General features: G+C 45.8%; 21 protein-coding genes. 9 read left to right on the top strand and 12 right to left on the bottom strand.

All coding sequences use genetic code 11. From position 1 onward, the window contains the following. Nucleotides 1-104 precede the first annotated feature (104 nt). The 3 genes from BM099_RS05780 to BM099_RS05770 are packed head-to-tail and all read left to right on the top strand — an operon-like array spanning nt 105 to nt 3,426. Nucleotides 105-1,502 carry a sensor histidine kinase gene (locus tag BM099_RS05780; RefSeq protein WP_090725659.1) on the top strand — a complete coding sequence of 466 codons (1,398 nt, stop codon included), beginning with the start codon at nt 105-107 and terminating at the stop codon, nt 1,500-1,502. A gap of 31 nt (nt 1,503-1,533) precedes the next feature. After that, nucleotides 1,534-2,040, top strand: a complete 507-nt coding sequence (locus BM099_RS05775) for a hypothetical protein (protein WP_090725657.1) — start codon at nt 1,534-1,536, stop codon at nt 2,038-2,040. Nucleotides 2,041-2,043: 3 nt separating this feature from the next. Further along, nucleotides 2,044-3,426, top strand: coding sequence for a sigma 54-interacting transcriptional regulator (locus tag BM099_RS05770; protein ID WP_090725653.1), 1,383 nt, complete (start codon nt 2,044-2,046; stop codon nt 3,424-3,426). Between the two features lie 4 nt (nt 3,427-3,430). On the opposite strand, the gene ybaK is transcribed toward BM099_RS05770, so the two are convergent. After that, nucleotides 3,431-3,904, bottom strand: coding sequence for a Cys-tRNA(Pro) deacylase (gene ybaK / locus BM099_RS05765; RefSeq protein ID WP_090725650.1), 474 nt, complete (start codon nt 3,902-3,904; stop codon nt 3,431-3,433). Further along, on the bottom strand, nt 3,901-4,176 hold the full coding sequence (locus BM099_RS05760; protein WP_332311441.1) for a DUF3820 family protein: 276 nt from the start codon (nt 4,174-4,176) through the stop codon (nt 3,901-3,903). Before BM099_RS05760 ends, ybaK begins: the two co-directional genes overlap by 4 nt. Before the next feature lie 52 nt (nt 4,177-4,228). Between BM099_RS05760 and BM099_RS05755 the strand changes: the two genes are divergently transcribed. Then, complete coding sequence (locus BM099_RS05755; RefSeq protein ID WP_090725647.1) at nt 4,229-5,620, top strand: methyltransferase domain-containing protein; 1,392 nt, start codon at nt 4,229-4,231, stop codon at nt 5,618-5,620. Nucleotides 5,621-5,665: 45 nt separating this feature from the next. On the opposite strand, the gene BM099_RS05750 is transcribed toward BM099_RS05755, so the two are convergent. The 3 genes from BM099_RS05750 to BM099_RS05740 all read right to left on the bottom strand — a co-directional run bounded on the left by BM099_RS05750 (nt 5,666) and on the right by BM099_RS05740 (nt 9,347). Next, nucleotides 5,666-7,852, bottom strand: a complete 2,187-nt coding sequence (locus BM099_RS05750) for a tRNA(Met) cytidine acetyltransferase TmcA (RefSeq protein ID WP_177201096.1) — start codon at nt 7,850-7,852, stop codon at nt 5,666-5,668. A 28-nt stretch (nt 7,853-7,880) separates the two neighbouring features. Then, nucleotides 7,881-8,633, bottom strand: coding sequence for a GGDEF domain-containing protein (locus tag BM099_RS05745; protein WP_143083734.1), 753 nt, complete (start codon nt 8,631-8,633; stop codon nt 7,881-7,883). Nucleotides 8,634-8,741: 108 nt separating this feature from the next. After that, nucleotides 8,742-9,347 (bottom strand): DUF924 family protein, encoded by a 606-nt coding sequence (locus BM099_RS05740; protein WP_090725637.1) that lies wholly within the window; start codon nt 9,345-9,347, stop codon nt 8,742-8,744. A 246-nt stretch (nt 9,348-9,593) separates the two neighbouring features. Here BM099_RS05740 and BM099_RS05735 point away from each other — a divergent pair, with 246 nt between their 5' ends. Genes BM099_RS05735 through BM099_RS05725 form a run of 3 tightly spaced genes read left to right on the top strand, consistent with a single transcriptional unit; the run spans nt 9,594 to nt 11,544 of the window. Next, on the top strand, nt 9,594-10,430 hold the full coding sequence (locus BM099_RS05735; RefSeq protein WP_090725634.1) for a hypothetical protein: 837 nt from the start codon (nt 9,594-9,596) through the stop codon (nt 10,428-10,430). Then, nucleotides 10,427-11,044, top strand: a complete 618-nt coding sequence (locus BM099_RS05730) for a glutathione binding-like protein (RefSeq protein ID WP_090725631.1) — start codon at nt 10,427-10,429, stop codon at nt 11,042-11,044. Before BM099_RS05735 ends, BM099_RS05730 begins: the two co-directional genes overlap by 4 nt. A gap of 53 nt (nt 11,045-11,097) precedes the next feature. Then, the gene (locus BM099_RS05725) at nt 11,098-11,544 is read left to right on the top strand and encodes a YaiI/YqxD family protein (protein ID WP_090725628.1); all 447 of its coding nucleotides are present in this window, start codon (nt 11,098-11,100) and stop codon (nt 11,542-11,544) included. Nucleotides 11,545-11,563: 19 nt separating this feature from the next. Here BM099_RS05725 and BM099_RS05720 read toward each other — a convergent pair whose 3' ends face one another. After that, a complete protein-coding gene (locus BM099_RS05720; RefSeq protein ID WP_198064042.1) occupies nt 11,564-12,139 on the bottom strand; it encodes a DUF1285 domain-containing protein in 576 nt (191 codons plus the stop codon). Between the two features lie 157 nt (nt 12,140-12,296). On the opposite strand from BM099_RS05720, the gene BM099_RS05715 reads away from it, so the two are divergent. Beyond that, nucleotides 12,297-13,250, top strand: coding sequence for a hypothetical protein (locus tag BM099_RS05715; protein ID WP_090725625.1), 954 nt, complete (start codon nt 12,297-12,299; stop codon nt 13,248-13,250). A gap of 26 nt (nt 13,251-13,276) precedes the next feature. On the opposite strand, the gene BM099_RS05710 is transcribed toward BM099_RS05715, so the two are convergent. From BM099_RS05710 to BM099_RS05695, 4 genes are all read right to left on the bottom strand, one after another. After that, entirely contained in the window at nt 13,277-14,029 is a 753-nt protein-coding gene (locus BM099_RS05710; protein WP_090725622.1) for an aspartyl protease family protein, read from the bottom strand. A gap of 5 nt (nt 14,030-14,034) precedes the next feature. After that, complete coding sequence (locus BM099_RS05705; protein ID WP_090725620.1) at nt 14,035-14,409, bottom strand: translation initiation factor Sui1; 375 nt, start codon at nt 14,407-14,409, stop codon at nt 14,035-14,037. Between the two features lie 10 nt (nt 14,410-14,419). Continuing rightward, on the bottom strand, nt 14,420-15,742 hold the full coding sequence (locus BM099_RS05700) for a deoxyguanosinetriphosphate triphosphohydrolase (RefSeq protein ID WP_090725617.1): 1,323 nt from the start codon (nt 15,740-15,742) through the stop codon (nt 14,420-14,422). A gap of 100 nt (nt 15,743-15,842) precedes the next feature. After that, nucleotides 15,843-17,534 carry a methyl-accepting chemotaxis protein gene (locus BM099_RS05695; RefSeq protein WP_090725614.1) on the bottom strand — a complete coding sequence of 564 codons (1,692 nt, stop codon included), beginning with the start codon at nt 17,532-17,534 and terminating at the stop codon, nt 15,843-15,845. Nucleotides 17,535-17,822: 288 nt separating this feature from the next. Between BM099_RS05695 and BM099_RS05690 the strand changes: the two genes are divergently transcribed. Beyond that, nucleotides 17,823-18,383 carry a peptidylprolyl isomerase gene (locus BM099_RS05690; RefSeq protein WP_090725612.1) on the top strand — a complete coding sequence of 187 codons (561 nt, stop codon included), beginning with the start codon at nt 17,823-17,825 and terminating at the stop codon, nt 18,381-18,383. 78 nt (nt 18,384-18,461) lie between these two features. Here BM099_RS05690 and BM099_RS05685 read toward each other — a convergent pair whose 3' ends face one another. After that, complete coding sequence (locus BM099_RS05685; protein ID WP_244889919.1) at nt 18,462-18,965, bottom strand: YiiD C-terminal domain-containing protein; 504 nt, start codon at nt 18,963-18,965, stop codon at nt 18,462-18,464. Continuing rightward, complete coding sequence (locus BM099_RS05680) at nt 18,965-19,528, bottom strand: nitroreductase family protein (RefSeq protein ID WP_090725609.1); 564 nt, start codon at nt 19,526-19,528, stop codon at nt 18,965-18,967. Before BM099_RS05680 ends, BM099_RS05685 begins: the two co-directional genes overlap by 1 nt. Nucleotides 19,529-19,544: the final 16 nt, after the last annotated feature.

The raw sequence follows: 19,544 nt of genomic DNA, 5'->3' as shown, positions 1-19,544 counted from the left end.
CAGTACAATAGAAGCGAAAAAAGCAATTTTCCCACATTACACTTAACCTAAAGGGTAAAAGTAAGGATAATCAGCTCATCATTCGAAAAAGAGAATAAGGCAATATGATACTGTCCTCCTGGGTTTGGCAGCCGCGTTCCTTGAGACAATTGGTATTCATTGCCTTTTTTCTGATCATTAGTCCTATTGGTTATATGCTGTATAAAACCAGCAACGTGCTTGAAAACCAGCTGCAAGAGAGTTATCGCCAGACCCATATGGCACTGCAACTCAGCCAGCAAAACAATATGTTTGAACGCTTAGCAGAAGATATTGTCCGCTCAGCCACTCAATTTCGTATTGTTGAACTTCCTGCAATTAAAGAACGTCTGGATGAGCAGATTGAAAATTTTAACAATCAGTTATCCATTCAAATGTTCCTCGCCGAACAGAGTCAACATAGACAGCGTTTTGAGAAGCTTTTTTTAGCCGTTCAAACCAATCCTTTAGATGAAAGCATTGATACGCTGCCACAACTAGCCCGCGACCAGGCAGAAGAAAGCTACAAGAAAATGGAAGCAGAGCTGAACAGTCTGCAAGAAAAGGCACGCCTCAACCGACAAGCGCTCTGGTGGCAAACCTCATTACTGGTGTTAGCCACTCTCGGATTAATGCTGTTTTTCTCAACAGCGATTACCCGACCAATCGCTGAACTCATCAGCCGTATTCAGGCCATCGGACGCCGCGAGGATTTACCTGCCGCCCCTATTCGCGGACCGATGGAAATTGTGACACTGAATAATAAAATTCTCTGGCTAGATCAACATCTGCAAGAATTAGAGCAAATGAAGCTTAACTTCATTCAACACATATCGCATGAACTGAAAACGCCTTTAACCACTCTTCGGGAAGGCGCTGATTTACTCTCTGAAGAAGTACCAGGGTTACTCAATAAACAACAGCACCATGTCGTCTCACTCATTCAGACGAGTAGTATCAATTTACAAACCCTGATCGAGCAATTACTTGACTATAACCGGCTTCAACAATCACACCAGATAGAATTACAGCCTGTAGATATACATAAAGCCATCATGAAAGCGGTGACACCGTTACAGCTGATAATCTCAGAAAAGTCGATACAACTGACACTTCCACAAACCTCACATGTGATTCAATCAGATCCTGGCATGTTGCACCGTATACTCGGCAACCTAGTGTCCAATGCCATTTACTATAGTAGTCAAAATGGACATGTCATTATTGCTGCCCGCATCTCAGGTAAGAAACTGATACTCGATGTTGAAAATAACGGATCGGCTATCCCCTCTGACGATGCAGAAAAGCTATTTGAACCCTTTTATCAAGGCAAAAAAAAGCGTACCGGTCCTTTAAAAGGTACAGGGATAGGTTTAAGCATTGCAATGGAGGCTAGCAAGGCAATGCATGGTAAACTTACATTACATACCAATAAAGAGGGTAAAATAGTTTTTCGCCTGTGTTTACCTTTAGAACCTATATAACCTAGTTGCCTATTTGAAGTAAGCTACCTATATGACTAAACAATCTGTACTAATTATCATTTTACCTGTTCTCTTGTTAGGAGGTTGCCAATCAGTTCCTAACCTACAGAAGCTGACAGAAGTCTTGCCAGCCAACTGTTTTTTACCCGAGGAGTCGGTTAGCCAGTTTCTTGAAGATCAGCATATCTACATTACTGCAGACACAGCAACGCGTAAGCAGATGCTAAACGCGACAAAAGCGACTCCTGAACGGCTCGCAAATTTACTCAGCACTCCGGGCAATGATCAAGCGTCACTTGAGAAATCGTTAAGCTTATTTAATCAACTACCTTTACTACCAAACGAATCATGCACCGCCGATCGTTACCTTTATCTCAGGTTAAGGCAGACTCAGGCACACTTAACCGTTATTGAAGAGTTACGCTCGGTGACAGCCCGGCTGGATATAGCCAAGGCTACAATTGAAACCCAGCAGCAACAAATTGACGCTCTCACTCAGATTGAACAAGCCATTACCCGTCAACGTGAGGAACCTTAAATCATGACCCACTATTCACGCATTCTTCTTGTTGATGACGACAGTGGTGTATTATCGGTGTTATCAATGCGGCTGGAAGCCTCTGGATATCAGGTTCTGACAGCCGCAAGCGGCGAAGAAGCTCTGCGACTGCTCCCGACCGAAAGTGTTGATCTGGTATTAACTGATCTGTGCATGGACGAGATGGATGGACTCACGCTGTTTAAGCATGTGCAGCAAAACTGGCCAGGCTTACCTGTGATTATTATCACAGCACATGGGTCTATTCCTGAGGCAGTCACGGCAACTCAGCAAGGTGTCTTTGGCTTTCTGACTAAACCGATCGATAAAGTTCAACTACTCGACACGGTTAAAGCAGCGCTGGTTTCTGCTGAACGGCGCAGGAATACGAAATGGCGTGACAACATCATTACTAAAAGCCCTGTTATGCTGCACTTGTTAGATCAGGCGCACCGCGTTGCCGAATCCGACGTCAGTGTTTTAATTACCGGCCCCAGCGGCAGTGGTAAAGAGCTGATGGCGCGTTCTATTCACCAGGCCAGCCGTCGTGAAAAACGTAAATTTGTTGCAATTAATTGTGGCGCATTACCTGAACAGTTGCTTGAATCAGAGCTCTTCGGACATACTAAAGGCTCTTTCACCGGCGCTATTTCCAATCATATTGGACTTTTTCAGGCAGCTCATGGCGGCACACTCTTTCTTGATGAAATTGGAGATATGCCACAACCGTTACAGGTAAAATTACTCCGGGTATTACAAGAACGGGTCATCCGCCCGGTAGGTTCCGTTGAAAACATCGACATTGACGTGCGCGTTATTTCAGCAACGCACCGTAATCTTGATCAAGCCATGCAAAACGAGGACTTTCGTGAGGATCTCTACTATCGCTTAAACGTTGTTAACATCGAATTACCTCCGTTACGTGATCGCCCGGAAGATATTCCTGTACTTGCCCGACACTTCCTGTCAAAAGCAACACAACAACATAACCGAAAAGTACGCAATATTTCACCAGGAGCCCTACACCTTCTGGCGCAGGCGGCGTGGCCCGGAAATGTCCGGCAACTTCAGAATGTTATAGAAAAAGTGGTCGCACTTAGCGCCAGTCCGGTTATTTCTGAAGGCCTGGTTGCTAATGCCTTGTCGAACCAGGATCTGGTTATCCCTTCTTTCAACGAGGCCCGGGCTGATTTTGAAAAGCGCTACCTGATTAAATTAATGCAGGTAACCGAAGGCAATGTGACCCACGCCGCACGCATAGCCCAAAGAAACAGAACCGATTTCTATAAACTGCTGAACCGACACAGTATTGAAGCAGCAGAATTCAAACCGTCGGCCAAACCGGCTGTAGAAAACGAAGGGCAAAAAGCCCGTAATGCCAGCTAGGTTGTTAGCGACTTATATCCGCAAACCCAGCAGATGTCAGCATGGCCAAATCGCCTGCTGACATTTCTAACTCCAGCCCTCTCTTGCCTGCACTGAAATAAATTGTCGCAAAATGTCTGGCCGTTTCATCAATAATGGTCGGCAGTGCTCTTTTCTGACCCAGCGGACTTATACCCCCAACGATATATCCACTGCTGCGCTCAGCCGCCGGAGCCTCTGCCATCACTACTTTTTTCACCTGTAAGGCAAGCGCCATTGCTTTAAGATTCAACTGTCCGCTGACGGGCACGACCGCCACCGCCAGTTTCTTCTGATTACCTTCCATTGCTACCATTAACGTCTTGAAAACCCGGGCAGGTTCCTGCTGCAGCAGAACAGCAGCTTCTTCGCCGTAAGATGCACTACCAGGATTATGTGCATATTCATGTAAAACATAGCTTTTCTTCGCTCGTTTGACCGAATTCACGGCAGGCGTCATGGTTTTCCACTCCTTTGGGATGCTGGTTTCTGTGGTGGCTCTCTTAATGGTTGCAGCAGATATTCCAATCCATTTACTTTTATTTCATACAAGGTACGCATCAGCTCACCTAACTCTCCTGCCGGGAACCCTTTTTTCTCAAACCAGCAGACATATGGCTCCGGCAAATCAACCAGGACTCTTCCCGCATATTTTCCAAAGGGCATTTTCATTGTGGCCAGTTTTTTAAGCTGCTGAGGCTGAAAAGATATCATAAGAAGTTTCGTTGCCATCTGTCAGGTTTACGTACAAAATCACTTTTTTTATTTAATATCAAATATTGTCATGAAGAATACCGAGCAACTTATCAGCAAAGCAATCACTTTGCTGAATCAGGGCAAAAACGAACTTGCCAGACTCATCTGTACTAAGATCGTGCTTGCAGCGCCTCTTCATTATCAGGCACAACTACTGTTAGGCGTCATTGCCCTCAATAAACAAGAAAACACACTGGCTGAAGAGCACTTACGCATCGCTAGTGATGCAGCCACCAGCAAGCACAACAAAGCACAGGCACTCAACAATCTGTCACTGTCATTAAGCAGCCAGCAGCGACTAACAGAAGCGTTGACAGCGATTAACGACGCTATTCAACTTAAACCACAACCGCTATTTTACTGCAACAGAGCTAATATCTTTGAGCAATTGTCTCGCTGGCCTGAAATGCAGCAGGACCTGATAACAGCCATTAGCTTATCACCCGATATTACTACAGAGGCTTATACCAGTCTTGCCGTTGCCAAGAGACATCTGCGAGAGTTCACGACTGCTCTGGAGCTACTTGAGCAGAATTCTGATCACACCGATCAGGATTGGTTAAATGAGTGGGCACTGTTACACGGCATTAACCAGCAACTGGAAAACGTACAGCAATATATCCATAGTGTTCAATTATCTGATGACGCCTTAATTGCTCTTGGCGATTACGCGCTCGAACAGAGCCACCCTGATATAGCCCACGCACTTTATTTAATGGTTCAGGACTTATTTGCTCAGAAGAGCCTTAGCGATCATCCGGTGCTGACACATCAACTCAATGCACTGAAGGGCACCTCCTCCCTACAAGCACCTCGTGAATATGTCGAATCACTTTTTGACAGCTGCGCGGAGCAATTTGAAGAGCGTCTTGTGAAGCAACTGCATTACCGCTTACCCGAACGAATGGTTGAGCAATTACTCCCTTTGCTGCCGCGGCGCTCCCTGAACGCCATTGATCTTGGCTGCGGTACCGGGTTATTAGGAAAAGCGCTGTCACCGCATGCGAATATCGCATCCCTGACCGGTATAGACCTGTCAGAAAAGATGCTTAAACAAGCCTCGAAAAGCGGCTGTTATCAGCACTTGATTCATGGCGACATTGTCGACAAGCTGACACCTTCTGGCGAGGCTGATCTGATTATGGCTGCTGATGTCCTGATCTATCTGGGAGATCTCTGCGCGCTGTTCAGCAACAGTTATCAGGCACTGTCGGCGGGAGGATTGTTTACTTTCAGTATCGAGCGCTGCGAAGAGGCATGGAAACTAACACCCTCAGGCCGCTATCAGCACAGCCCAGACTATATCAAAAGGCTATCAGAGGAAATGGGGTTCATTCATCATCTTTCTAGTGAATGCCAATTGCGTTTAGAAAAAAACAAACCGGTCACAGGCGATATCTACATTCTGCAGAAAGCCTAGCCCAGCAGAGCACCTGGCAGAACACCTAACAGAGCACCAACAGTCTCATCCAATTGCTCCTGTTACCTGCCCTTGCTGATACAGATACGCCGCTGCTGAACGAAGTAATGTCAGCAGCATTTTACGCTGTGCGACCCTGCAATGCTGCATCACCTCACTTTCACTTCGCTGCTGAATCACCCGTATCTCTATGACATATCTGATCCGCTCATCAGCTACATCTTGATCCCAAAGATAGCGGTAACGCTTTGCTAATCCGGCAAACACAAATGCCGTACTTTCATAGGATCTGAAATGAAAAGCAAACCCTGACAGATCACGCCAGTCATCCTGTTCAGCGCGTTGCTCGTGTAGCCCTGAACACTGGATGCGTTGCAAAATATCTACCGGCAAGGACTTAAGCCACTCGCCCTGAAGATAGTCCAGGCGCCGTTGGAACTCACTCTGCCACAGAGGAAGTATTTGCTTTGCGCTGACAGATACGCCCTTAAGCACTAAAGCAGCGTAAGCACCACTCACAGGATCCAGTTGGGTACCGATACGAATCACCTGAAAGCCTTGCTGCTGCCAAAAGTCGAGAAGTGACGGTGTGACAGCAAAGGAAGCGCCTATCAGATCGCATGGCTGATTCTTATGATGCTGAATAGCCTCTAACAAGCCACTAGCGATTTTATGACGACGATATTGATCCTGCACAGCGATGCGCACGATACGTAAAGCCTTAAAGCCTGCCGCTTCAAGGTATCCTTCTTGAGCAATCAATAACTGCGGAATTAAATGGCCACGAGGGCGACGACGCCCTTCCCAAATACGTTGTACCAACTCGTCGTCCAGTCCACCCTCCCCGGCCACCAGACAAGCACCGATAATCTGCCCTGCTGACTCAGCTATCCAGATGTTAAGATTGGGGCTATCCAGCATAATGCGCAGATCGCCTGGCGTAGTTCGGTAATGGGCGTCAACCATTAATCCAAACAAGTCGCGTAACCGCTGCGGATGGGAGACTAACCATCCCGGATCAACAACCCGGTAATCCACCCTGTGTACGCTAACTGCTTGAGAACCATCCGTACCTTTGTTCTTTATAGGCGCAGCAACCGCGTCTAATATCAGTAACCGGTTAAAAAAAGGCTCTAAAGGATCATGTTCAGACCAGCGCACAGGTTTTGCCAGTGTATAACACGCTAGCGAATTCACCCGATTCCTGAGTATCGACAAGAAACGTAACGCAAACCCCTGGCCCGTCCCCTCGTAACCTTGTGTTGTAGTGGCGAAAATTATTTTTGAAAACTTATCCAGATACCTGGCCAGCAGATGAACGGGAATACCCGCCGCTTCATCGACTAACAGAATATCGGCATCGCTCGCTTCGTTACAGACATCCACAGGTAAACGGTAAATCAGGCAGGTATTTTTATTGCGCACCTGATAACGCGTGCGTTCAAAATCTGCCTCATCTGCAGCATGCTGAAATAAACTCTCCACGGCATCTGAACGCGGCGCAGTAACCACAACATTTTTTCCCGCTTTCATAAAATCACGGGCTAAGATACCCAACGCGGAGGATTTACCCCTGCCCCTGGCAGCGGTTAATACACAACACTGTTGCCCACTGGCTTGCAGATGAAAGTGAATGTCATTGATTACTTTTTGCTGGTCTTGCAGCGCTGACGAAATTGAAGCAGGTAGCGGCGGTGAAGAAAACCGGGTAGAGAACTGTGTAAAAAGTTCTGATTTAAAAGCGCTTTTCTGGTCAAACCGCAACACCGATGGTTCTGCCGTAAAACATTGTCGGAGGTGCTCAAGGAAGTGGTTACCGACATCCGCGCAGGTATAAGGCTCAACCAGTAAGCGTTGCTTTTCCGGGTCATCAAAAAAGTCTGCGCTCAAAGGCGCAGGTGTCAAAAACAGTAACAATCCACCGCCTTTCAGCAATCCGGATATCTGTCCTAAGGTATCAGGATTAATACCACTAAAGCCATCATAGATAAGAAGCTCCACCTCCTGGCCCAGTAAGCGATGTGCCTGATGCACAGGGCAAGTCTGCAAGCCGGACCACTGCCGCGATGAAATGATGGCATAACTTGGTGCCTGGCCTTGAGTTTTCAGAACCTCACGAGCTATCGCTTCAGACCACTCTGCAGAGCCCGTCAACCAGCAAGGAAAGCGAATATTAGCTTGCTGTGCCACCGCCCTGATATGAGAAATAAGATCAGAGATTTGTCTCTGCATTTGGGATGATGCAGGTGCCATCATAAAATCAATATGAGTAGGTGACGGGAGGATCCAGAGGTGGCTGAGCATCCGCCCACACTTTGTTGCCACCTTCAGCTTTGGCCTTCGTCAGGAGATGCTGGACACTGCGCATTGCTACCGAGCAATCCAGTTCAGAGGTAGGCTGAAATGTATTTAAACCTATACTGACCGGGTGTTCAATCTGCAACTGCATAACCCCCTTCAAACAACGATCCGCCAGCTGCTGGGCCATCTCATTTGTCGAGGGCAGGATCAATCCGAATGTTGTTTCGTCCACTTTAGCGACCATATCTCCGGGGCGACAAACGGTATTAATTAAACTTTCGGCCACCCGGATTGAATCATTTTCCGTTAAGTAATCCACATCGAATCCGACATACATTATGCTTAATGGCACAAACTCTCTGGCACAACGGCGGCACTCAATATCCACCCTCAATATAAATTCATTTGGATCCGGTAAACCCGTGATCAGGTCTTTACCTGTATTAATAAGATCGAAACGTGCCTGCAGTGCTTTATATTTTTTTAGAAAACCAGCTAATCGATAGACTAATACCACTGACGCAAGCAGCAAAGCTATAAACAAGCCTGATAAAACCCGGGATGAAATTAAATCGGCCTGCACGGCGATAGTCGCCAGTAAAAGAGATAGCATAATCCCTGTTGCCAACAGAAGTAGCGCTAATACATCATTTAGCGACTGTTGTTGCTGCACGTTGTTCTGATCAGGTGGGGTATTAATAAAGTTAGCCAACACTATCCTCGTTATCCGACAAAGCTTTAATCAAAAGAAGTATAACGCAGATCATTGCAGATTATAGGCAAATTACTCATCGCTATTTTTCATGACTATTTTTTATGACTACTGCCCCCAGCGATGATGTGATTGATTTAAATAAGCCAGTTCCTCTGCGGTAGACTCTCGCCCCAAGACTTGGTTTCGATGAGGGAAACGCCCAAAGCGAACTATCATATCGCGGTGCTGGGAAGCGAAATCAATCGCTGAATGCACCCGATGTCGATCTTTTAACGGCACGTCCAACAATAAACTTTCTAAACGACTGATGCATAAATCCTGCATATCTAACGATTCAGTATGCTCCAAAGGCATGTAGAAAAATATTCGCTCTGCAAACTCAAGTGCTTCATCATGCTGATGTTCCAGGCTTTCCAGTACAATACTCCGGGCAATATCATCGCCCTTAAATGCCTCTGCCATCCCTCGATACATATTCCGGGTAAACTGATCCAGAAGAACCACCATCGCTAAACGCCCTCTGGGGGTTTGTCTCCATTCATTCAACTCACCACGCAGAGCGGCATTAACCCTTGCACCAAACAAAGCATCTATTTCACGGTCCAGCTCTGCCCCCCCCTTCCACCAGATATTCTCTCTATCATTTACCGGAAAGCCGCCAACAAGATCACCAAACCAAAACTGCAATACTTCATCAATTTCAACTCTCATGCCCTGCTTCCCCCTTTACGGCTTCTTTCAATACGGCTTCTTTTAACAGAAGCACCGCCCACAACGAGTCTGCTTCTCCGACTTAAGCGCACACACTTTTACCAATCCACTATGATTAACGCAAAAATAATCGACTAACAAGTGACTTAAATAGCTATTCCGCATTTTTCAACCTTTCTTCGATCTCCAAACTGATTTAGAGTCATATCATTCAATGCTTTTTTGTACCAATCAGGAGCAGAGTCAATGTCACGAATACTACTGGTTATATTAGCTCTGGGTATCATCTTAGCTGCCTATTTCTTTTTACCACCTACACAAAAAGAGCTTTCTGAAACCACCAGCGGCACACCCGAAGCACAGCTTAGGCCCTCAGAAACATCGACTGATAATCAGCATACGCCAGCGTTAACACATATCAAAAATATCACCGCGAATGCAAACGTTTCTATTGATGCATCCACTGCCAGCCATTTTGTCACTGAGGATCAGCTGATTCAGCTTCCTGATACGGCCAACGGACGCGCCTCATCCACGCAGAATAACGATGTTAATGACAGCGCAGGGGTACAAACCTTTGGTGTAACCATTCCTGTTTTTAACCCTAAGAGCAAAACTATAACTAACAGCGAAGATAACTCATACCCTGCGCCGAACAATGCCAGTATGGGTAATCAGGTTAAACTCAAAGAACTTCTGGATCAGTCAGACAGCAATGGAAAGCGTATCTTTTACATTCATGCGGTCAACCCAAATGACCGACAGGGAATCTGGGGGATTTTACAAAAAGGCTTAACCGATACGTTTGCCAAAGGGATCACCTTATCGGATAAAGATAAACTCATTAAAGCCACCATTCCACTTGAAGCAGACGAAGCATTAGCGAACCGCGAAAGCTCATTTCTGGGGAGATTACTGCACAATAAAGTAACCACCACACATATTTATAACTTCAAGCAAGGTTTGTTAGGACAAAACCCTAATTTGATCACTCCAGGGCAACAGCTGATTATTGTCACCTTCACTGAAGACGAGCTGCTGGAGGTATATAACCATTATAATCAACAAGGCCATACACCATGATCGATCTATACACGTGGGGCACACCTAATGGCAGGAAGGTTTCCATCATGCTGGAAGCTATTCAAGCTGAGTACAGAGTCACATCCATTAACATTCTTAACAATGAACAATTTGCCGCTGATTTTCTTAACATCAGCCCCAACAACAAAATTCCGGCCATTGTCGATTCAGACGGCCCTAATAACGAACCTATCTCAGTATTCGAAAGTGGTGCCATCCTCATCTATCTCGCTGAAAAATATGGAAAATTTATCCCTTCAGACCCCGTCAAAAGAGTCCAGATGCTGGAATGGTTAATGTGGCAAATGGGTAGTTTTGGCCCATTTTTGGGGCAAGCCCATCACTTTAACCGTTTTGCTCCTGAAGAGGTCCCTTATGCCGTACAGCGCTACAACACCGAAGCACAAAGGCTGTGGGGCGTTTTGGACAAGCGCTTGTCCAACAGAGAGTTTATTGTCGATGATCTCAGCATTGCTGATTTTGCCATCTACCCGTGGACTGCCCGGTTTGAATGGCAGAAAATAGATCTGACAACTTTCCCTCATGTAAAAAACTGGATGCAGCGTATGCAATCTTTAGCGGCTGTCCAAAAAGGCATGGCAATACCCGATTAACTCACCCGAAGAATTAATCGTCCACTTTCCATTTATAATTATCAGGAGCCACCATGCATATTTGGGTTGACGCAGATGCCTGCCCCCGTGTCATTAAAGATATCCTTTTCAGAGCAGCAGAACGCACTAATACCCGCATGACGCTGGTAGCTAATCAGCTGATCAGTACGCCCCCCTCTCCTCTGATTAATGCTATTCGCGTACCAGCAGGATTTGATGTAGCTGATAACTATATTGTTCAAAAGCTAACAGCCGGCGATTTGGTGATTACTGCTGATATCCCATTAGCCGCTGAGGTCGTAGAAATAAAAGGCATCGCACTAAACCCACGTGGAGAACTCTATACACGTGAAAACATCAGACAACTACTATCCATGCGGGACTTTATGGATACGTTAAGAAGCAGTGGCGTCGAGACAGGCGGCCCTAAATCATTTAATGAGCAAGACCGTAGGACCTTCGCTAATCAGCTAGATCGCTTACTTGCAAAGGCTGACTAACTCATATCTAGTCTCATAGTCAGTCAGAACGCCCCAGCACAAAGGTTTCACCGGCACTGTTAATCACCAAATGGGCAACCCCATCAATCATCTCTTCATGGGATTGCTCAACCAGATCATAAAAAATTGCCCGACTAATCAGTCCTTCCATACCAAACCGGACATACAGATACGGAGAAGGCTCCCCTGTTACCGGATCGCTTTCGACACGAATGGGATGCTCCTGACTAGCAATCACCCGGTCTCCCGTGCGGCTAATGAAGCACAAAGCCTCTCCCTTCTCATGCGCTACCTTTTCAACATGGATAAAATGAAACGGAACATCGTCAACTTTAATACCCACTTTCTCTACGGGTGTTTTCAGAAAGTAATCATCCCCTTCTTTCCACAACACGCTGGCAAATAGTGTCACCATTGCCGGACGCCCGATAGGGGTTCCCCCATAAAGCCAGGTACCGTCACGTAAAATACGCATATCAATATCACCGCACATATCAGGATTCCATTTATCTACGGGCGGCCCCCCTTTTCCTGCGGTTTTATCAATGTTGCGACTCATCTCTGCAAAGTCAAATGTGGGTTTGTTTGCTGCCATTTCAAATGCTCCGGTGTATCGATCATCTAATACCATCTATCCTTCATTAAATTAACTCAACTTGTATCGCAAAAATTTCATCCATTCATACAAACACATGAATCCTATTCACTGTTAAACTAGCCTCATCTTAATGACCAGAACAGACAGAGCAATTATGAACGCATCGCTGCAAGACCGCTTTTCTGATCCACAACGTGGTGTATACTTCATCGGCACGACACCTCCCAGAGACAACACCTCGGCGGATCAGGTCAATGAAATTGCTGACAAACTGCTTGGTCGTCTCGCTGCAATCGACTTTGATGGTGTCATTGTGTATGACATTCAGGACGAGAGTAGCCGCATTGACAAGCCTCGTCCGTTCCCATTTATGCAGACACACGATCCACGTGATTATTCACGTTTGATTCGTGAAAAATCTCAACACCCTGTTATTACCTATAAAAGTGTCTCGCAAAAAAACAGACAGGATTTTGATCAGTGGCTGGAAGAAGCCTGGAACCAGTATGGCATCCGCGATATCGTCATGGTCGGCAGCCCATCCTCCAATGGTGATATTCGCCTGTCACTCAGTGATGCTTATAAAGCACTCTCTGAACACCAGCACAACTACAACCTGGGTGGCGTTACTATTGCGGAAAGACATGCAAAGAAAGGTGATGAGCATCAGCGTTTACTAAAAAAAGGCGCTCAAGGGTGTTCCTTTTTTGTCTCTCAGGCAGTTTATAACCCTCAAGCGACCATAGATATGCTGATTCGCTATGCCAGAGAATGTAAGGAAAAAGGCATAACACCACAGCGCGTGATTCTTACATTCACACCCTGCGGCAGTGCTAAAACCCTGGAGTTTATGGAATGGTTAGGGATTTCCGTACCGGAAGGGACACGCTACCGTATTCTCGACGCACATAACCCACTGGCAGAATCGATCCGTATCTGTCGCAGTAACCTGGAACAGATAATCGAAGCATGTATTCCGCTGGGCGTGCCGTTAGGACTTAATATTGAAAGCCTGACTAACCGTAAAGATGAGATTGATGCGGCGATTCGTCTTTTTAAACTGCTGAAAGCGACACTTGATTTGAAACTTGCTGAACGCTTTATTTAAGTGCTTACTCGATAATCAAGTAACATTTATTCCGGCGTGGACTGCACTTCTTTAAGGAGTGCTTCCATTGCTTTATAACGCGCAGGATTCCAAATAATAACTTGTCTCACCAGATCCAGCTCATACTTAACGTTCATCAGAAAATCCATTCCCAACAAACCATCAAATGCCCCCCCCGGTGCTTTATTATCGATCACAAAAGAGCGTATGTTTTTCGCCTGAAAAGGGCCCACCTGAATCCGGTCAAATTCAATACTGCTCAATTTAACAACACTGCCACCCGCCACACGTGCATAACCCGCTGACTCACTCATGGCGTCAAGACGCACTAATGCATCACGATGAAACACTGTGCCACTGGCACCTGTGTCCATTAACATCTTCACATCGACATCTTTACCGTGATAGGTCACTTTAACCGGCACCAGCACTTGGTTATTTTCGACAGTCACAGCCGTTTCCATTTGTGCTAACGCATGTTCAAGACGCCTTATTTCAGATCGTATTTTTAAAGAGTCAGAAGCTTTTTTATTTTTCTCAGAGTAATTACTGGTATTACTCACCTCATCAGAAGGAGACTGCAACTCCATTTGCTCCTGATACTTTTGCGGTACCTGGCTTAAGCTGCCTACAAATACTTTTTTGCCCTTGTCGTCCGTGTACTTATAAATCTCGGCGTGGGATTTCGCCATCATCATCAATAGTAGAATCGCAATCATGCTCACCAGTATGGCCACGATGCGTATCTGCTGACAACGGACGCACTTTTTTTTCGCCATGGGGCTTAACCTCCGGCTAGTTTTACTGTGTAGTCCAGTTTTTCAAGAAAGGCTTTAATCGTCTCCCTATGATCTCCCTGAATCTCAATAATGCCATTTTTCAGCGCTCCACCCGTCCCACAATGCTGTTTAAGTTGTTTGGATAACCTCTTTAATTCGGCTTCGGCTAACGGTACACCCGTCACCGTGGTTACGCCTTTACCTTTTCTGCCCGAAGTTTCACGTCGGATTCGTACGATCCCATCCAGTGAAGCGATGCGATTAGTATCCGCATTCTCCTGACAACAACAGGCATTTTTCGCTTGTCTGCATTCCGGACATACATCGCCGGCTTGTGTTGAATAAACCAGCCGACTTAATTGATCGTTTAACGATGCCATATTTTTCGTCCTAACGAGAGAGCCCACCGATCTGCCTGGCAAGATAGGCGGCATAGTTGTCTGTCATTCCACTGATAAAATCCAGCGCCCTTATATAGGCATGATACAACGACCATTCAGGATCCGGTGCATGAATACCCATTAAACTTATAATTTTCTCACTGCGGTAACTTAACCCTTCATCACTTTTTCTTAGGTATTGTTCATACACTGCATGGCAAAAAGCATCCAATAAAATACCCAGACAACTGTATGCGCCTACTTCAAGTTCCGTTTTACGCGTATCCGGAAACACTTTATTTTTCGCCAAGGCTTTCGCTGCGTGTAATCCGTCTTTGACTCCAGAGTCACCATCAAGGAGTAGCTCTCCCTGATATTGACCTGCCATGATACCGTCATAGTTTTTCATGAAAGCATTCACCGCAGAGTTAACCATATTCTCCATCGCCTTCCCCCGCAAAGCGGAGATTTTACGGCGCGCCGATGCCTGACTGTAAAAAATACCATCCTCGAACTCCAGATCACCACACAACTGCAGCAAAATAGGTTTGATCGCGTCAAAAGTAAGGATGTTCAGTTCAATCGCGTCTTCCAAGTCAAGGATCGCATAACAGATGTCATCTGCGGCTTCCATCAGATATGCCAGAGGGTGGCGGCTCCAGCGATTCTTAGCCAACGGCACCAATCCTAATTCATGGCCTAACTTTTCAAGCGTATCCCTCTCTGTAAGATAACAACTGAATTTACCTTTGCTCGTGGCATGCTCAACGGTCCAGGGGTATTTCAGTAATGTCCCGAGAGTAGGATAAGTAAGGCGCAAACCACCATCATAGAGATGATTCTCTATACAGGTAACGACTCTGAACCCCTGCGCGTTTCCTTCAAATGTCTCCAGATCAGAACGCTCGGGTAAGGAAAGCGGCTTCAAAAATTCGGCATCTCTGGACTGCTTGAACCAATCTCTGATCGCATACTCTCCGGCATGCCCGAAAGGAGGATTTCCAATATCATGTGCCAGACATGCTGACTGCACAATCATGCCAATATCATGCGAACTGACCCATTCAGGTAGCACTGATTCCAATAATTCCCCGACACGAATACCCAAGGTACGACCAACGCTGCCGACTTCAATCGAATGCGTCAAGCGGGTGTGAATATGATCATTCAAAACCAAAGGGTGTACTTGCGTTTTACGACCTAAACGTCGGAAAGCGCTAGAAAAGACAACACGATCGTGGTCTTTATGAAAGTGGCTTCGTCCTACTTCAGGCGGCGCTATTGTTTCGTGCCCATAACGTTTTACTGTGAGCAGTTTTTCCCACTGCATCATGCCTGTATTTCCTTCATCCGTTGCCACCTCGCGTGATCACATAAAAAAACCGATAGCATGCAATCACACTACCGGTATATTCACACGCAATCAAAAAAATCTACACTTTAAACTGACTAACAATTTTCATCAGGCGCCGCTCCAATGCAGACATCTCCTGAGTAGTATCAGACAGTGCGTCAGCATTCTGCGCTGAATGCTCTGCTATATCGGCCACTTGCTGAACATTTTGGCTAATTTCATCCGCTACCGCTGTTTGCTCTTCAGCAGCACTGGCAATCTGTGTGTTCATCTGCGTAATAGTACTCACTGAACCTGTGATCACACTTAAAGATAAACTTGCCTGAGCCGCTCGTTCGATCGTCGCAACACTCTGTGCTTTACTGGTATCCATTACACCCACTGCCTCGCGGGCACCTACTTGCAGCCGCTCAATCATATTTTGGATCTCTTGCGTGCTTTGTTGAGTCCTATTAGCCAGAGTTCTGACTTCATCCGCCACCACTGAAAAGCCTCGACCATAATCACCGGCCCTGGCCGCTTCTATCGCCGCATTAAGTGCCAATAAGTTTGTTTGGCCTGCAATTTCTTTAATAACGTTGACAACAGTACCTATTTTATCGGCATCTATGTCCAACTGACCGATCACATCTGACGCTCTATTAACATCATCTGACAAAGCTTTGATAGCTGTGATTGTCTCCTCAACAATACGCTGGCCGCTGTTCGATTCATTATCTGCCTCTTGAGCGGCAGATGCCGCACCGGCTGCATTACCAGCCACTTCTTGTGCAGCCGCGGCCATTTCATGGACGGCAGCCGCTGCCTGAGCGGTCTCATGACGCTGTCTTTGCACATCAGAATGTGTCTTGGATACCACAGTATTCATTTGAGATGTTGATTGTGAAAGGTCGTGAATACCTCCTTTTAAATCAATAACAAGCCTCTGAATTTTATCTGCAAAATCATTAAAGCCCTGCGACACTTGTCCCACTTCATCTTTTGACATCACCGTCAAGCGACGAGTTAAGTCCCCCTCACCCTGGCTGATATCGATCAGCGCTTCTGCAGTATCACGCAATGGCTGTATAACTTTTCCCGCAATATACAGGGCAATCAAAACAAAGAAAGTAAGTAATACCAAACCTGCCCCAGCGATAAATAATTGGGTTCTTGCCATTTTGGAATCGATACTTTGTTGCGTCGTAGCTACCACATCATCGATATCATCAATATAGAAACCAGTCCCTAACATCCAACCGAATTTTGCAATACCTAATGCATAACTCAGCTTTTGAACATCCGCATTTTTTGAAGGCTTATTCCAGATATAGGTAAGGTAGCCGCCCCCTTGTTGAGCTTTATTAATCAGTTCTTTGATAATAGCCAGGCCATTGGCGTCCTTGAGTAATATCAGATTTTCACCTTCCATGGAGGGCTTAGGTCTCATAGCAATATTCGTACCTGAGTAATCATAAACGAACACATAGCCATCTTTTTTCTCGCCATAGGTCATTGATCTTAATATGTCCGCTGCTTTTTTCTTCGCTTCAGTATCATCAGGCCCAGAGGCGTTATCAACAATAGGCTGAACAGCACTTAACGCCATGTCCATGAAAGCTTTTGCTGTTTCTTGTTTTGAGCTCATCATGGTTGAGCGAATGGTCGCAACTTCATGCTCACCCATTTCTTGTAATTTAACCTTAACCACCAGCATCACAACGAGGATAGCCACAATCAGGGGAATAATTGTCAGCATTAACATTTTATGTTTGAGCTTTAATGAACTCATCTTTAGAGGCCTCAACCCGCACTGTTATTATTTATAATAATTTTCGGTTCCAATGAGACACCTCTCATTTCAACCTGTAGAGTCTTAGCCGGATCCATTTACGAGCACTGTCATAGGTATAAAATTGAAGCACTTCAGTTTGATACAGTCAGTCTAGACAAAAAAAAGCAAAAGACACAAAATTGAAATCGCTTTTTACTTTTGATTATTACCAGCTTGACTATTCCATTGTCTCTATTTCACATAAACTTAAGCCTCTACTCCCATCAAAAAGGAAAGGTCGACTGCATGTTTAATCCATTAAAAAAATTAGTGCTTATTGCAACTGTATTACTTTTCAGCAATGCATCTTTCGCAGATAACCCAAAAGTTTCTCTACAAACCTCGATGGGAGCAATAACACTGACATTGTTCTCGCAGGAAGCACCTGCCAGCGTTGAAAACTTCCTACGCTATGTCGATGAAGGCTTTTACGTAGGAACGCAATTTCACCGCGTTATCAGTGGGTTTATGATTCAAGGAGGAGGCTTCACTGAGGATATGGTTCAAAAGAAAAACCATGATCCGATTAAAAATGAATCGGCTAACGGATTACCTAACAAACAGGGCACAATTTCCATGGCCAGAACTCAGGATCCTGACAGTGCAACCAGTCAGTTTTTCATTAACCTTGTCGACAATAACAGTCTAAATCAGATGGGCAATCGTGCAGGCTACAGCGTTTTCGGCGAAGTAACACAAGGTATGGACGTTGTGAACGCCATTGGAAAAGTAAACACGGCAACACGAGCGCGCCACCGCGATGTACCTGTTGAACCGATCCTGATTTTAAGCACTAAACGTCTTTAATATTGCGAGCAGATAAACAGAGTAAGCAAACTGATCACCTGGTGAAAAACCGAGGTGATCAGTATTTTCTATGCGTTTTTAGCGCACAATAGCGACATAATTGCCCTGCATCGTTAACGCCTTCCTTCCATCCTGAATCACCGAGACGTCAAGTGCCAGACGCGCCCGCCCCTTCTCTTTCAGGCGTGCTAAAAACCCATCCACCTGATCAGTATCAGGTAGCGAGACTTCTGCATGAAAATCGCCATTCACCGGGGCAAGGTAGCGCATTTCGCAATCTCTGATCATTACATCGCAATCCAGAAAGCGATCCCTGAGCAACAAGGTTGTCAGACACCAGCCTGAAATGGTTGCCAGGGTCGCTAACGATCCACCAAATCCGGTGCCTTTATCATTAATGTTGGGTGCCAATGCTGCAGGTAAGCGCAACTTACTTCCGTCAAACTCAAGATCACCCAACCCCATGTGGTTAAGCAATGGAATTTGTGTTTTTAACCACTGCAAAAAAACATCCGTACTTTGAGCACAGTCCTGAGCAGGCTTCTGAGAAGCGTTCTTATCCGGGTTCTGGGATGTTGGCACTAGCTTTTACCTTTCCAGACTGAAACGACATCTTCAATATCAGTTGAAGAGACTTGACGCATTCTTTTCGCCGTCCCCACGTACAGGAAGCCGATCACTTGTTCATGAGCCTGTAATCCAAGACCCGCTTTCACGACAGGATCATATGCCATCTCACCGGTTCTCCACATTGCTCCTAAGCCTTGCGCATAAGCAGCCAGCAGAAGACTATGGGCAGCACAGCCTGCAGTAATAATCTGTTCTACTTCCGGCACTTTAATATGGCTTTGCGTTGTCGCAACAGCAACGATAATCAGCGGTGCACGTAATGGTTTTTTCTGGAGCTTAGCGGCCTTATCATCCGCTAAGTCATCACCTTTAATGCGAATCGCTTTAACAAAAAGGTCTCCTAATTGCTGACGCGCTTCACCTTCTATCAGTAAAAACCGCCAAGGCTTTAGTCCTGCATGATCCGGCGACCTTAATGCCGCTTTGAACATCATATCCAGCTGAACTTTTGTTGGTGCGGGCTCCACTAACACCGGTACAGAGACACGGTTATGCAGCATTTCAATTGCATCCATCTTCACACTCTCTCTA

It is taken from the genome of Neptunomonas qingdaonensis, assembly GCF_900113275.1.
Lineage (GTDB): Bacteria > Pseudomonadota > Gammaproteobacteria > Pseudomonadales > Balneatricaceae > Neptunomonas > Neptunomonas qingdaonensis.
The sequence above is the reverse complement of the archived record's forward strand: the minus strand, read 5'-3'. Positions and strand labels throughout refer to the sequence as shown.

What these genes read in the sequence shown, in the direction of transcription:
- BM099_RS05780 (WP_090725659.1), top strand. Translation starts at nt 105, where the DNA reads ATGATACTGTCCTCCTGGGTTTGGCAGCCGCGTTCCTTGAGACAATTG.
- BM099_RS05775 (WP_090725657.1), top strand. Translation starts at nt 1,534, where the DNA reads ATGACTAAACAATCTGTACTAATTATCATTTTACCTGTTCTCTTGTTA.
- BM099_RS05770 (WP_090725653.1), top strand. Translation starts at nt 2,044, where the DNA reads ATGACCCACTATTCACGCATTCTTCTTGTTGATGACGACAGTGGTGTA.
- ybaK (WP_090725650.1), bottom strand. Translation starts at nt 3,904, where the DNA reads ATGACGCCTGCCGTGAATTCGGTCAAACGAGCGAAGAAAAGCTATGTT.
- BM099_RS05760 (WP_332311441.1), bottom strand. Translation starts at nt 4,176, where the DNA reads ATGGCAACGAAACTTCTTATGATATCTTTTCAGCCTCAGCAGCTTAAA.
- BM099_RS05755 (WP_090725647.1), top strand. Translation starts at nt 4,229, where the DNA reads ATGAAGAATACCGAGCAACTTATCAGCAAAGCAATCACTTTGCTGAAT.
- BM099_RS05750 (WP_177201096.1), bottom strand. Translation starts at nt 7,852, where the DNA reads ATGCAGAGACAAATCTCTGATCTTATTTCTCATATCAGGGCGGTGGCA.
- BM099_RS05740 (WP_090725637.1), bottom strand. Translation starts at nt 9,347, where the DNA reads ATGAGAGTTGAAATTGATGAAGTATTGCAGTTTTGGTTTGGTGATCTT.
- BM099_RS05735 (WP_090725634.1), top strand. Translation starts at nt 9,594, where the DNA reads ATGTCACGAATACTACTGGTTATATTAGCTCTGGGTATCATCTTAGCT.
- BM099_RS05730 (WP_090725631.1), top strand. Translation starts at nt 10,427, where the DNA reads ATGATCGATCTATACACGTGGGGCACACCTAATGGCAGGAAGGTTTCC.
- BM099_RS05725 (WP_090725628.1), top strand. Translation starts at nt 11,098, where the DNA reads ATGCATATTTGGGTTGACGCAGATGCCTGCCCCCGTGTCATTAAAGAT.
- BM099_RS05720 (WP_198064042.1), bottom strand. Translation starts at nt 12,139, where the DNA reads ATGGCAGCAAACAAACCCACATTTGACTTTGCAGAGATGAGTCGCAAC.
- BM099_RS05715 (WP_090725625.1), top strand. Translation starts at nt 12,297, where the DNA reads ATGAACGCATCGCTGCAAGACCGCTTTTCTGATCCACAACGTGGTGTA.
- BM099_RS05710 (WP_090725622.1), bottom strand. Translation starts at nt 14,029, where the DNA reads ATGGCGAAAAAAAAGTGCGTCCGTTGTCAGCAGATACGCATCGTGGCC.
- BM099_RS05705 (WP_090725620.1), bottom strand. Translation starts at nt 14,409, where the DNA reads ATGGCATCGTTAAACGATCAATTAAGTCGGCTGGTTTATTCAACACAA.
- BM099_RS05700 (WP_090725617.1), bottom strand. Translation starts at nt 15,742, where the DNA reads ATGATGCAGTGGGAAAAACTGCTCACAGTAAAACGTTATGGGCACGAA.
- BM099_RS05695 (WP_090725614.1), bottom strand. Translation starts at nt 17,534, where the DNA reads ATGAGTTCATTAAAGCTCAAACATAAAATGTTAATGCTGACAATTATT.
- BM099_RS05690 (WP_090725612.1), top strand. Translation starts at nt 17,823, where the DNA reads ATGTTTAATCCATTAAAAAAATTAGTGCTTATTGCAACTGTATTACTT.
- BM099_RS05680 (WP_090725609.1), bottom strand. Translation starts at nt 19,528, where the DNA reads ATGGATGCAATTGAAATGCTGCATAACCGTGTCTCTGTACCGGTGTTA.